At 47.0% G+C, this 12,850-nt stretch carries 12 protein-coding genes; 2 read left to right on the forward strand and 10 right to left on the reverse strand.

Translation table 11 applies throughout. From position 1 onward, the window contains the following. Positions 1-238: 238 nt before the first annotated feature. From gltS to H591_RS0110910, 8 genes are all read right to left on the reverse strand, one after another. Positions 239-1,465, reverse strand: a complete 1,227-nt coding sequence (gene gltS, locus H591_RS0110875; RefSeq protein ID WP_022966989.1) for a sodium/glutamate symporter — start codon at positions 1,463-1,465, stop codon at positions 239-241. A gap of 244 nt (positions 1,466-1,709) precedes the next feature. After that, positions 1,710-2,597 (reverse strand): alpha/beta hydrolase family protein, encoded by an 888-nt coding sequence (locus H591_RS0110880; protein ID WP_022966990.1) that lies wholly within the window; start codon positions 2,595-2,597, stop codon positions 1,710-1,712. A gap of 213 nt (positions 2,598-2,810) precedes the next feature. After that, a complete protein-coding gene (gene nhaD / locus H591_RS0110885) occupies positions 2,811-4,040 on the reverse strand; it encodes a sodium:proton antiporter NhaD (protein WP_022966991.1) in 1,230 nt (409 codons plus the stop codon). 165 nt (positions 4,041-4,205) lie between these two features. Continuing rightward, the gene (locus H591_RS0110890; protein WP_022966992.1) at positions 4,206-4,469 is read right to left on the reverse strand and encodes a DksA/TraR family C4-type zinc finger protein; all 264 of its coding nucleotides are present in this window, start codon (positions 4,467-4,469) and stop codon (positions 4,206-4,208) included. A gap of 28 nt (positions 4,470-4,497) precedes the next feature. Beyond that, positions 4,498-4,668 carry an oxidoreductase-like domain-containing protein gene (locus H591_RS15880; RefSeq protein ID WP_022966993.1) on the reverse strand — a complete coding sequence of 57 codons (171 nt, stop codon included), beginning with the start codon at positions 4,666-4,668 and terminating at the stop codon, positions 4,498-4,500. A 303-nt stretch (positions 4,669-4,971) separates the two neighbouring features. After that, complete coding sequence (locus tag H591_RS0110900) at positions 4,972-5,499, reverse strand: DUF2628 domain-containing protein (RefSeq protein WP_022966994.1); 528 nt, start codon at positions 5,497-5,499, stop codon at positions 4,972-4,974. A 191-nt stretch (positions 5,500-5,690) separates the two neighbouring features. Continuing rightward, positions 5,691-6,113: a nuclear transport factor 2 family protein gene (locus tag H591_RS0110905; protein ID WP_022966995.1), complete on the reverse strand. Its 423-nt coding sequence runs from the start codon at positions 6,111-6,113 to the stop codon at positions 5,691-5,693. Between the two features lie 15 nt (positions 6,114-6,128). Then, positions 6,129-7,811 (reverse strand): AMP-binding protein, encoded by a 1,683-nt coding sequence (locus H591_RS0110910; RefSeq protein ID WP_022966996.1) that lies wholly within the window; start codon positions 7,809-7,811, stop codon positions 6,129-6,131. Positions 7,812-7,998: 187 nt separating this feature from the next. Between H591_RS0110910 and H591_RS0110915 the strand changes: the two genes are divergently transcribed. Beyond that, positions 7,999-8,634 (forward strand): TetR/AcrR family transcriptional regulator, encoded by a 636-nt coding sequence (locus tag H591_RS0110915; protein WP_022966997.1) that lies wholly within the window; start codon positions 7,999-8,001, stop codon positions 8,632-8,634. 23 nt (positions 8,635-8,657) lie between these two features. Beyond that, positions 8,658-9,179: a methylated-DNA--[protein]-cysteine S-methyltransferase gene (locus H591_RS15320; protein WP_022966998.1), complete on the forward strand. Its 522-nt coding sequence runs from the start codon at positions 8,658-8,660 to the stop codon at positions 9,177-9,179. Positions 9,180-10,309: 1,130 nt separating this feature from the next. Here the strand turns inward: H591_RS15320 and H591_RS0110925 are convergent. Further along, entirely contained in the window at positions 10,310-11,281 is a 972-nt protein-coding gene (locus H591_RS0110925; RefSeq protein ID WP_022966999.1) for a 2Fe-2S iron-sulfur cluster-binding protein, read from the reverse strand. A gap of 49 nt (positions 11,282-11,330) precedes the next feature. After that, the gene (gene ubiD, locus H591_RS0110930) at positions 11,331-12,797 is read right to left on the reverse strand and encodes a 4-hydroxy-3-polyprenylbenzoate decarboxylase (RefSeq protein WP_022967000.1); all 1,467 of its coding nucleotides are present in this window, start codon (positions 12,795-12,797) and stop codon (positions 11,331-11,333) included. Positions 12,798-12,850 lie beyond the last annotated feature (53 nt).

Below are 12,850 nucleotides of genomic sequence, written 5' to 3' on the forward strand. Positions count from 1 at the left end.
CGTCGATGAATGATTACTTTAAAAGCGTCATACGCCACATCAGCAAACAACATCACTGATCAATGAGTATCTTGTTGGTGTCGCGACCAGCGGAGCCAGGGATGGCGTAGCCCCAAATCGGGGCAGGATGACCCGTTGAGGGAAAAGCGATGCGAACAAGGTACGCCATGCACATATCATTCAGGATTCTTTTATGACGAACTGATTGAATGCAGACACACTAAACGCCTGCAGATCATTAATTCCAAAACGGCAACGAAGTAATCGCCGACAGAATCGTTGCATTCAGAATATCGACAAAAAACGCACCCACCATCGGTACAATCAAAAACGCTTTATGCGAAGGACCATAACGGTCTGTCACAGCCTGCATATTCGCAACAGCAGTCGGCGTCGCGCCCATCCCGAAACCACAAAAACCTCCTGCTAAGACCGCCGCATCATAGTCTTTACCCATCACCCGAAAGACCACAAAAATCGCAAACAAAACCATTACAACAGCTTGTACGCCTAAAATAATCACCAAAGGTATCGCTAAATCTTTAATCACCCACAGCTCCAAACTCAGCAGCGCCATCGCTAAAAATAATGACAAAGACACATTACCGAACACATCCACACAGCGATCAAAGACATTCACTTTAAAAAGACTACACAACACATTACGCACAACCACGCCCGAGCCCAAAGCCCAAACAAAGGTCGGAATCACAAAATTCGATTCGCTAAAGTGCTCCGCCATAAAACTCGATAGATAAGAAGCGCTGGCTAAACACACGGCAAACAAGGCTAAGGTTTCAATCGCACTGTCCGCAGTAATAAAACGCATCTGCTGAGGTTGTTCAAAAGCAACGCGAGGACCTGTGTTCGTGCCTTCGCTTGGCAACTGAACTTTTTTCATTAAACGCCGTGCCACCGGACCACCAATGAGACCACCACAGACCAAACCAAAAGTAGCGCAGGCCATACCTAAAGCAACCGCACCTTCAATACCAAAGTCGGTTTCAAAGATTTGCCCCCAACCCGCAGCAGTACCGTGACCACCCACTAAAGTGATCGAGCCAGTAATCAGTCCGGTCAAAGGCTCCAAGCCCAAGAGCGAGGCAAGACTAATCCCCACCACGTTTTGCACCACAATAAAACCAGCGACGATTGTGGTGAACAGCACTAACGGCAAGCCACCGGCTTTTAATCGACTGAAATCAGCACTTAAACCAATCGAAGCAAAAAACATCAACATAAAGCCATCTTGCAGGCCTTTTTCGATTTTTATCGAAAAGCCATTGAACTGATGCAAGGCCAGCACCAATAACGCTGCAATCAAACCGCCAACTACGGGCTCTGGAATATTGAAATTATTGAGCACTCGCACGCGCTGGACCAAGACTCGTCCCACCAGCAAGACAACAGTGGCCGCAATTAAAGTGTAATAACTGTTTAAAACGATAACAAAACCATCACTCATAAAGACTCCGCGCTGATCATTTAACCGCCATATCTATTAAATGCCTTCCTCATATCCCATTAAATAAAAGGGTAGCAGGCCGCTAGGCACAATAAAACGTTGCACAGCTTATGTGGCAAAGTCTCCAGTGTGAACCTTTTAAGGTATTTAAGTTAAAAACAGATGATCAGTGATTGCTTGATTTGCGCATCAAGCAATCACTGATATTTAACACAGAGAGAGAAATAGCTAAGAAAATAACTACTTATTTAGCAGTGAGCGGCTCGGCAAACCAGGCCAAAATCTCATCCCATAACGGCTGCGCCAGCGGACGGAAATACCCCATGTGGCCAATCGCACCAAACTTCAAGTTATAGGCTTGTGGGTCAAGATCTCGGTGAGTCACCTCTGCAGCGCTGTAATACTGCATAAAAGCATCACGCGAGACCGGCAGTGCCCAGAGATCATCCAAAGCAACCGCGGCAGTAATCGGTGTGGATATCTGCGCAAACTGTAGTTTTTTACTTTCACGCACCAGCGGGTCATCAAAAAAATAATGTGGCATGCCACACCAGCGTTTCCAAGACCGATAAACATCGATGGGCATATCTTCACCCATTCCGAGCATTTTCCATGGCAAATAGCCTTTCCAAGCCACAAAGACAGGAAAGACGACATTCCACATAAACTGGACTTTTAAGCGCTCCGGCAACGGCATCCAACCATGCCAGCCTGCACCTGTACCGACGGTATAGCAGCGACTGACTTTCTCATGGTTGGGTAACAAACCCAAGGCATGACCGCCATACGAGTGTCCGACTAAAAACAACGGCAAATCATCACGATGCATATAGTCGACCGCAGCAGCTAGATCCAACTGCCCCCAATCTTCAAAGGCCATTTGGAAACCTTTAAGCTGCTTAGGCGCGGACTGACCGGTGCCGCGATAATCCAAGGTCAATACGTTAAAACCTTGAGCGCTGGCGTACTCGGCAAAACGTCGATAGAACTGTTGACCAACGCCTGTTGCGCCAGCTATCAGCAGCTGACCTTTAACAGTCTCTGCGCACGTAGCATATAAATATGCACTGATTGGATAGCCATCGGCAGCCTGTAAAGTCACTGCTTGCGCAGCTTGGCTCGTGTCACTCATAAAAACTCTCCGTCTTATTATTCAGCAAGCGATGTCAGGCTCACTGCATTTTTGTACTCAAGAGTCTATTAATTCGTCGAGCAAATGCCTAGCGCTAAATAGCGACTTAACAATTCTTCACAAAACTGTGTTTTCTAACCCAGCCTAAAAAAATGCCAATCAGCTAAGCTGACCGGCATTTTTAACAGTTTTAATTGTTGCGCTGCAAATTGATTAAATCAAATAGCTCACCGCAAACACACCAAGGAAACCTACGGTGTAAGCCAACAGCAAATAGCCAAAATAACGCAAGTAAGCCATAAATGTGAGTGCCGAGATTTTACTCATCGCCACCACACCTGCCGCCGAACCAATGGCTAACAAGGAGCCACCGACACCGACAGAGTAGGTCAAAGTTAGCCATTGACCTTCACTCATCTCAATTCCCGATTTAAGCAAGGCAGCGGTTAGAGGGACGTTATCAATCAGTGCTGAGAATAAACCCACTGAATAGTTAGCGACGACAATCGGTAGTTTTTCGTATAACGCTGGGAAGTGTTCCAGCACATGCAGCTCTTTGAGCATGCCAACTAACAGCAACACACCTAAGAAAAACAGCAAGGTATCAAACTCGATTTTGCGGATATATTCGAGCACAGCCTCATCTTTATTGAGGAAATGCACGGCCATAAACATCACTGCTAAGCCAAATAAGAACGACAGTACCGGCGGAATACCGAAAGCGACGTTCGCACCAATGGTGCCGATAATGGTGGCTAAGAAGAGTCCTGCAATGATCTGATCGCCTTTAGCAATATCGGTTTGGCGTTTGACCAACACCACATCGCCAGTCAGACTGCGCGACAAGATAAAAGCTAAAAACAACACCGCTAACAAAGCTGGCACACTCAATAACACCAAATCAGCAATTTTGACTTTGCCGGCCAAGAAAATCATCAGCGTGGTCACATCACCAGTGATCAATGCCGCACCACCTGAGTTGACCGCAAACACCACCAAAATAATGTAGCGCAGCAGTTTATCAGTGCTTAGATTGAGGCTGAGCAATACCGTAATGCACACTAAGGTGGCGGTAATGTTATCGGCCATTGATGAAAAGAAGAAAGCAAACAGGCCCGTCACCAGCATCAAGCGCCGCTCAGTCATGCGCGTTGGCATGACTTTATTGACGATGCCATCAATCACGCCTTTGTGTGACACATAAGCCACAAAGGTCATCGCTGCCATTAAAAACAACCACAAGGTGGCGATTTCTAAAAGGTTTTCATTCAACGAATGCATCAATTGTTCAGTGCTTAAATCACCGGGCGGGGCAATGAAATACAGCACCCACACCAGCGTGCCAAAAAACAACGTGGCTTTGGCTTTATCAATTTTTGTGAAATCTTCCGCAACAATTGATAGAAAGCCCAAGAACGCTAAAACCAGTAGAACGGTTGTCATATGAGTCCTCTGTGAGCACATTAGAAAAGGTGCCGAAGTTTATGCCTTTCTATGCACAAAAACCTATAGCGTCCATCAAGTCAAAGGAGAAATATTGATCTATAAAGCGTAAGCAAATATATCAGGCGGGTAATACAGAGTGATGCGGGTAGAAGGGCGCTTATCTCAGCGCAATTGACTGTCTTTACTGCCGCGGCGATTGTAACCGCTGAAGCGGGTTTGTTGATCTTCAAGTGATTGGCAGGTGATGCACAGTTGCACACCTGGAATGGCGAGTCTGCGGCCTTCAGGAATCAGCGCATCACAGTTCTGGCAATGCTCAGCACTGGGCCCTTGCGGCAATTGCTGACGAACACGCTGCACAGCATCTTCAATACTGCTTTCAATTTGCTCTTGCACGGCGCCATCATGCGCCCAACCGGTTGCCATAACAGTCTCCTTAAGCTTAGGAGTGATGCTACTCTGCGTTTTTTACATCCACAGCGGCTTGCTCTGCAGCCTGCTTCGCTGCGTTTTGTTCTGCTTGCCACTCTTGCACATCATCGTAATAAGTGTCCCATACACAAGGCGAACAGCCACTTTCACAGCATTCATAGTCTTCTGGTGGTGTTGGTTTCTCACGTATCATCGCTCTCAACCCTAATCGACATAATAACAAGCCACTTGAACCCAGCGGCTCAAGCGTGCTTGTTATTTTAGCGCAATCGGCAGCGACTTGGCAGTGCTAAGATCATACTCAGCTGTTTGCTTGGATAGCAAAGCTCTTAAACAGATAAAGGATGGTCTTTAATGAATCTACCTTTACAGAGCTTTATTAAGGGTAGCATCTGACAATTTCTTATATGTAGACTCGACCCTGAAAATATCTTTAAAACAGGAGCTAATCCTTCCGCCCATATTAAAACATAAAGATAATCTGCATTTCCACACATCAAACTCTTATCATGTTTTTTAAAATAAAAATCATCAACAAATTTAATCCAAAATAAAGAGGGACGGCCACAAAAACCATAGTTAACAAGCTAGTAGTACCACCTGTATCTCTCAAATAATTAATTTGATTTTCTTTATTTTCTGGAAATAATTCCTGTGCTTTCGAAGCTTCATTTTCGAATTTTAAATAATACAAGTAATTTGCAATTAACGGGGGCGATATATAATATATAGCGGTCCCTAAAGCGGTAATAATTGAAGCAACTACTTCGCCTGAAGACCCTCTAGCTGCTAGAGCAATAAAACCAAAAACAAATGGTGTAATTAAATATAAAACGGCTCCAAACCACATTCTTCTGTACATCAACCAAAATGCTGTGAAGAAAAACGCAGGCCAGTGCCACGAAACCTTTAGCCTATAAAAACTTAAAGCTCTGAAATAGTTCAAGTATTTCTCTTGGTTCTTATTACCTAAGAAACTTACAAGCAGGCTCTCAGTATGTTTATTATTCAAATTAAAATCCATAAATCCTCTAACTCTTTTTCAAATTTTATTTTAGTAGAAACCACTTAAAACTAAAACCAATAGTATCTTGTAAATATCTCACAAACAACAAACATATTTATTACCTAATTAAAATCACACAATATATGTAATCTAGCATTAGTTTACTCATTTTCCAGATGCCATTCTCTAAAACCAATTTATGTCACCACCTATTTACTTGGCAAGTACTGGGCTAAACGCGAAGCCATTTCAGCCGCCAAAGCCTGCAGAGCATTGAGTGGACGAATCATCACCTCAAACTCAACGATCTTGCCACTCTCGTCAAAGCGAATCATATCGATGCCTTTGAGCTGCTTGCCATTGACTTTAGCGCTGAACTCAAGCACCACGCTTAAGCCATCTGCAGTGGACAATTCACGCAAATACTCGAAATCAGTAAATACTTTGGCGACCGTGTTTAAAATTAAAGCCACTATCGGAGCACCAGGGTAGGGCGTATGCGCAACGGGCGAACGAAACACCGCCTGCGCATGCAAAATGCTCGGCAGCGTCGATAAATCACCTTGTGCTACCATCCTGTGCCAATGAGCCAGGGCTTGGCTAACGGCTTCAGGTCGAGTTACAGATGTCATCAAATCACCTCGTATTTATTGTTGTTGACTGGCAGGTTGTGGATCACGCAATTGTGCCCGCAAGATTTTCCCCACCGGCGACTTCGGCAACTGCTCACGAAACTCAATGTATTTAGGCACTTTGTAGCCGGTCAGCTGCTTACGGCAATAGTCGATGATTTCTGCTGCTGTCAAGTTAGCGTTGCGCGAGCAGATATAAGCGCACACCGCTTCACCGCTGTTGTCATCAGGGCGACCAATAACCGCCACTTCGATAACATCTGGATGCAGGGCAATCACGCCTTCCACTTCATTGGGGTAAACGTTAAAGCCTGACACTAAAACGATGTCTTTTTTGCGATCCACAATTTGCAAAAAGCCATTTTCATCCATCACCGCCATATCACCGGTAAAAAACCAGCCGTTGCGTAAACTGGCTTGGCTTTCTTCTGGTTGATTTAAGTACTCATTGATCACATGCGGACCACGCACAGCCAATTCGCCCGCTTCACCAAAGGGCAGGTCCTGGCCATCCTCAGCCACAATGCGCACTTCGCAGGCCGGTAAGGGCAGGCCGACATAGCCTAGACGCACCTGTCCTAGCGGCGGATTGAGGGAAACAAAGCAACTGGTTTCAGTCAGGCCATAGCCTTCTAAAATCGGGCAAATACGCTGCTGCCATTGCATGGCAGTGCTGGGTCTTAGCGCCGTACCGCCAGAGACTACGTATTTAAGGTGCAAGGGTTTTTCAGTAAACCATGGCTCCGCTAATAAACCGGCATATAAGGTATCAACACCGGTCATCCAACCAATTTTAAATTGCGCAAAAGCTGGCTTGAGATTGTTTAACGGCCTTGGATTGGGCACTAAAACGTTGCAAGCACCTAGTTTGAAAAATAGTAGGAAGTTAAAATTGAAGGCAAAAATATGATACAGGGGCAGGGCTGTCAAAATGAATTCGCCAGGCTCAATTTTCACATCATAGGCATTTACATGCACCTGTGCCATTTCCAACACCGCCAGCAGGTTTGCATGGGTTAACGGCGCACCTTTACTGCGTCCTGTGGTTCCACCGGTGTGTTGATACAAAGCGATCGGATGTGCTTCACGCTGCGCAGGCGGCAACTGCGCACCAGCACTCAGAGCATCGCTAAAGGTTTGATACTGCGAGGCATCGAGCTCAAGCTTAACGCCAAGATGTTGACGAATGGCAGCCGCAATTGGCTCAGGGAAAAAGTCTGCCATGGAGCACAAGACTAGCGCTAAACTCTGCTGCTCAACCACCGGTTTCACCGTATTGGCAAACAGGTCAGAAGCAATCAAAAGCTTGGCATTGCTGTCTTCAATCTGCAGTGCGACTTCACGGGCGGTATACAGCGGGTTCATATTGGTAATGATCAAACCGGCTTTCCAAGCGCCCATCACTGCAATCGGATAGTGCAAGCTGGTCGGCAACTGAATCGCAACCACATCACCACGCTGCAAACCTTGCGCCACTAAAAAAGCGGCAAAGGCAGTGGATAAATCGTCCACCTGCTTAAAAGTTAAGCTTTGCTGCAAGCCATTGGCGAGCACCATGCTGAAAGCGTTGCTATCTGGGTATTGTGCAGCACCCACAGCGCTGAATTGGGCGACACTGCCTTGCATAACAGCGGCAGGCACTTGGTAGTTACGAATGGATTCAGGATAGCTCTTCTGCCAGGGATTAACTGCCGTCATCTTGGTGCTCCAAAGGATATTATTGTTATTAGCAGCGTAATTATTGCGCCAGTTAGCAAGTCACTCTCATGGCGCAGAATCGTTGTTGAGGTTCAGGCTATAATTGAATCTTAACACTGTCAAGATCATAGGCAGTGCTAAGATGTGGCTCGGCTGCAACTGTATTTTCTAGACTCAAGGACTTTTTGTGAGCGCACAACAACCTAACTCGCGTCAGCACTACCACGTTGGTAATTTGGCTGAACAACTCTTATCTAGCGCGCGCAGCATGCTGGAAGAAGTGGGTGTGGCGAAGTTATCCATGCGTGCGTTATGCAGCGCGCTCGGTGTCACGGCGACGGCGGCTTATCACCACTTTACCAACCGTGCCGAACTGCTCGCACAACTGGCCACTCAAGGTTATTTGGAGTTGGCAGAGGAGCTTAATGAAAAGGCGGTGGCGCTACCGGTCGAGGAAAAAATACGCGGTTTTTGTTTAATTTATCTTAATTTTGGCCGTCGTAATCCAGCGCTTTATCAGTTGATGTTTGGACCTGAATTGGAGTTTGAGCAGATGCCCGAACACTTGCTTAATGCTCGGCAACAGGCCTTTTCTAGACTGGAATTGATGGTCGCAGATTTACTCAAACAAACACCTGACAGCCCTGATGTGCGCAGCGCAGCATTGGCCAGTTGGTCGTATATTCACGGTTTGACCTCGCTGCTTTTGCATGAGGTTTTACAGCGACCTAAAGACATCTCTGATCAACGCATTATTGAGCGAACTTTGACAGGTTTTGAGCTATTGTTTAACGCCTACGCTGCAAACATCAATCCTGCTTAACCCCACCTGAGCAAGGAGCCAATATGTCGACGTCAACAGTCAAAACCATTGAGTTTTCCACTACCGAAACCGCTTTTGCTGCGATTTTATTAGCGCGCAGTGCAAAGGGGATTTGTACTATTTTGCTCGGTGACAGCCAAGCCGAGCTTGTCGAAAATTTACAACAACGCTTGCCCAAAGCAAAACTGGTCAAAAATGATCAGGCTCTGGCGGCATCGTTAAAGACAGTGACTGAGTTTTTAGACAAGCCTTTGACACCTTTAGATTTTCCTTTGGATATCCAAGGCAGTGATTTTCAGAAAAGTGTGTGGGCGGTATTACAGACGATTCCAGTGGGGCAAACACTCAGTTATAGCGATGTTGCCGAGCGTTTACATAAACCTAAAGCAGTGCGCGCTGTGGCCAATGCTTGCGCGGCTAATCCGCTGGCTTTAGTGATTCCATGCCACCGTATTTTACGTGCCGATGGCGGGATTTCTGGTTATCGTTGGGGTGTAGAACGTAAACGTGCATTGCTGGCGAAGGAACAGCAGGCTTGTCAGTAGAAGGTTTTTGTTAAAGCTACAGAAGCGCGCTATGCCATTGTTGCGGCCTTGAGCGCGCGAGCAGCTAGGACGCTATGCGCACGCCGTACCTTGTAGGTCAGTGATGTTGTTTAAGAATTGGGAGCGCGGGCAGCCTGCCCGCATTGCAACTTACGCAGAGTTACCAACTTTTAGCATAACGAAGCAGCGAGAACGCTATGCGCATACCGTACCTTGTTGATATCGCTGTTCCCTCAATGGGTCATCCTGACCCGATTCGGGCGCTTCGTCATCCATGACTCGCTCGTCGCGACACCAACAAGATACTCATTGACCAACAGTGTTGTTTGCGAATTTTTCGCATGACTCTTTTAAAGCCGTCATTCTGTGCAGGTCTATTCAGTTCTGCTGGTCTGCTGGTCTGCTGGTCTGCTGGTCTGCAACAAGTGTAAATCTGTATAGATGATTGCAACTGCAATAGTGCTAACAGTGCATATGGTCAATGAGTGCTTCGGGGTTGGTGTGTTGAGCGAGCCAAGGATGGCGAGCGCCGGAGTTGAACCCTGGACGGGTTCATCGACGGATGAACACTTACCCCGAAGTACGACACACGCAGGTTTATCATTTTTAGCACAGCAAAGTAGCAAGGACGATATACGCATGCCATATCTTGTTAGCATCGCTTTTCCCTCAACGGGTCATCCTGACCCGATTCGGGGCTGCGCCATCCATGGCTACGCTGGTCGCGACACCAACAAGATACTCATTGACCAACAGTGTTGTTTGCGAATTTTTCGCATGACTCTTTTAAAACCATCATTCTGCGCAGGTTTATTCAGCTCTATTGGCCTGTAGCAAAGGGTAGAAAAGCTGCTTGGAAAAATTCCTGTTGCTCTAATGAATGGGGCTGCAATAGTGCCAACAACGCCAATGCTCAACGAGTACTTCGGGGTAGGTGTGACAAGCGAGTCATGGATGACGAGCGCCGGAGTTGAACCCTGGATGGGTTCATCGACGGATAAACACTGACCCCGAAGTACGACATGCACAGGTTTATCATTTTTAACACAGCAAAGTAGCAAGGACGATATACGCATGCCAACGTTTACTAGGACCAAGACCAGAGCACAATTCACAATCAGAGTTTAGTTTTATTCTGGCCTTGGTGCATAGGAAAACACATCAGCGTGCATTTGCTCTGGCTGCATACCAGCGGCCACTAGCGCATCAAAAGTGCCGTAAACCATCGCTGGCGAACCACTCACAATCACGTGGTAATCACTTAGATGTTGAATATCCAGACACACCGCCTCATACAACATCCCCATCCGACCACTCCAGCCAGCACCTTCACTGACAACCTGATGAAAATGCAGATTGGGCATTTGCTGCCAAACGGCTAAGTTCTTCAGCGAATAAAAATCCTCAGCCAACCGTGCCCCCCAATAGACATGGATCGGCTGACTGAATCCAGTCGCACGACAATGCTCAATTAAACTATGGATCTGCGCCATACCCGTGCCAGCAGCAATCAGCAATAACGGGCGCTGATCAGCAGCCGCCAAATGCACATCACCAAAGGGCATTTGAATACGCGCAATACGCTCTTTTTGCAGTTGCTTGAGCAACTCAACGGCCGGGTTATCGCGAGCCAGAATGTGCAATTCCAATTCGCGGCCTTGCTGTGGCGCAGACGCTATAGAGAAAGCACTGGACTCACCATTTTCACGCTCAATCAATAGATACTGACCGGCATGATAACGCACCACTTTTCCAGCAGGCAGACGCAAATGCACCGAAAAAACATCCGCACCTAAAGGCGTCACACTGACCAACTGACAAGCCGCTTTACATAAAGGCAACTCATTTTCGGCAAGCACGCCATCCCAATGCAATTCACAATCGCTTAAGGGCTCAGCAAGACAAGTAAACAACTCACCTGTCTCAAAAATATCGTTGCCTTGGCGAACTTTACCGCTGATTAAATTAGCGGCGCAAATATGGCAATTACCATTGCGACAGCTTTGTGGCGCATCAAAACCTAGGCGGCGCACCGCATCAATAATTTTTTCGCCCGGCAACAGTTCAATGACATGGCCTGACGGTTGTAACATGACTTTCATGCGTATTTTGTTCCCTGTGTGTGCACAACACAATCATCACTCAAGCGCATTAATCAATACCAAGCTCAGCCCAGAGCGCATCAACGCGCTTTTTTACCGCAGGATCTTGCTCAATCACACGACCCCACTCTCGAGTGGTCTCACCTAGCCATTTATGTGTCGCATCCAAACCCATCTTGCTACCTAAGCCAGAAACAGGGGAGGCGAAGTCTAAATAGTCGATTGGTGTATTATCAATTAATACCGTGTCGCGACTTGGATCCATACGCGTGGTAATCGCCCAAATCACATCATTCCAATCACGTGCATTGACATCATCATCGGTGACAATAACGAATTTGGTATACATAAACTGCCGCAAGAAACTCCACACACCTAGCATCACCCGCTTGGCATGCCCAGGGTATTGTTTTTTAATCGTCACCACCGCCATACGATAAGAACAACCTTCTGGAGGGAGATAAAAATCGACAATTTCTGGAAATTGCTTTTGCAAAATTGGCACAAACACTTCATTGAGTGCCACGCCTAAAATAGCCGGCTCATCCGGCGGACGGCCGGTATAGGTACTATGGTAAATGGGGTTTTTACGATGGGTGATACGCTCCACAGTAAAGACCGGAAAGCTATCCACTTCGTTGTAATAACCCGTGTGATCACCGTATGGACCTTCATCGGCCATCTCGCCTGGGTAAATATGCCCTTCCAGTACGTACTCAGCTTGCGCAGGTACTTGCAGATCGCTGCCAATCGCTTTGACTAATTCTGTACGTGAGCCTCGCAGCAAACCAGCAAAAGCATATTCCGACAAGGTATCAGGCACAGGTGTGACGGCACCTAGAATAGTTGCTGGGTCAGCACCGAGAGCCACCGCAACGGGGTAGGGGCGACCTGGATAGGTTTTGCACCAATCACGAAAGTCTAACGCACCGCCACGGTGGCTGAGCCAGCGCATAATCACTTTATTGCGACCCAAAACTTGCTGGCGATAAATGCCCAGATTCTGACGTTCTTTATTCGGGCCCTTGGTGATGGTTAGTCCCCAAGTAATAAGCGGCGCAGCATCGCCTGGCCAGCACGTTTGAACGGGCAAGGCGTTCAGATCAACAGCATCGCCTTCAATAATCACTTCCTGACAAGGACCATCTCGACGCACTTTAGGAGCCATCGACAAGACTTTTTTATACATCGGCAGCTTACTTAAAGCATCCTTAAAGCCTTTGGGTGGTTCAGGCTCTTTCAGCGCTGCTAGCAACTTACCAATCTCACGTAGCTCTGTCGTACTTTCCGCTCCCATACCCATGGCCACACGTTTAGGCGTACCAAAGAGGTTACCAAGCACGGGGGTGGTAAAACCAACAGGGTTTTCAAACAACAAAGCCGGACCACCTTTACGTAAGGTACGATCACAGATTTCAGTCATTTCTAAAATAGGAGAGATGGGCGTGAGTATACGCTTGAGCTCACCACGCTGCTCAAGGCCGCTGATGAAGTCTCGAAGATCAGTATATTGCATGATATATGTCCGTAGCAGATCAAGCGCTAAGCGGCTAAGCCGTCAGCGCTTGT

The organism is Denitrificimonas caeni DSM 24390 (assembly GCF_000421765.1).
Lineage (GTDB): Bacteria > Pseudomonadota > Gammaproteobacteria > Pseudomonadales > Pseudomonadaceae > Denitrificimonas > Denitrificimonas caeni.

Bases quoted from the DNA above. Each gene is read 5' to 3' on its own strand.
- H591_RS0110905 (WP_022966995.1), bottom strand. From the start codon at position 6,113: ATGACATCTGTAACTCGACCTGAAGCCGTTAGCCAAGCCCTGGCTCAT.
- H591_RS15320 (WP_022966998.1), top strand. From the start codon at position 8,658: ATGTCGACGTCAACAGTCAAAACCATTGAGTTTTCCACTACCGAAACC.
- ubiD (WP_022967000.1), bottom strand. From the start codon at position 12,797: ATGCAATATACTGATCTTCGAGACTTCATCAGCGGCCTTGAGCAGCGT.
- H591_RS0110925 (WP_022966999.1), bottom strand. From the start codon at position 11,281: ATGAAAGTCATGTTACAACCGTCAGGCCATGTCATTGAACTGTTGCCG.
- H591_RS15880 (WP_022966993.1), bottom strand. From the start codon at position 4,668: ATGATACGTGAGAAACCAACACCACCAGAAGACTATGAATGCTGTGAA.
- H591_RS0110900 (WP_022966994.1), bottom strand. From the start codon at position 5,499: ATGGATTTTAATTTGAATAATAAACATACTGAGAGCCTGCTTGTAAGT.
- gltS (WP_022966989.1), bottom strand. From the start codon at position 1,465: ATGAGTGATGGTTTTGTTATCGTTTTAAACAGTTATTACACTTTAATT.
- H591_RS0110890 (WP_022966992.1), bottom strand. From the start codon at position 4,469: ATGGCAACCGGTTGGGCGCATGATGGCGCCGTGCAAGAGCAAATTGAA.
- H591_RS0110910 (WP_022966996.1), bottom strand. From the start codon at position 7,811: ATGACGGCAGTTAATCCCTGGCAGAAGAGCTATCCTGAATCCATTCGT.
- H591_RS0110880 (WP_022966990.1), bottom strand. From the start codon at position 2,597: ATGAGTGACACGAGCCAAGCTGCGCAAGCAGTGACTTTACAGGCTGCC.
- nhaD (WP_022966991.1), bottom strand. From the start codon at position 4,040: ATGACAACCGTTCTACTGGTTTTAGCGTTCTTGGGCTTTCTATCAATT.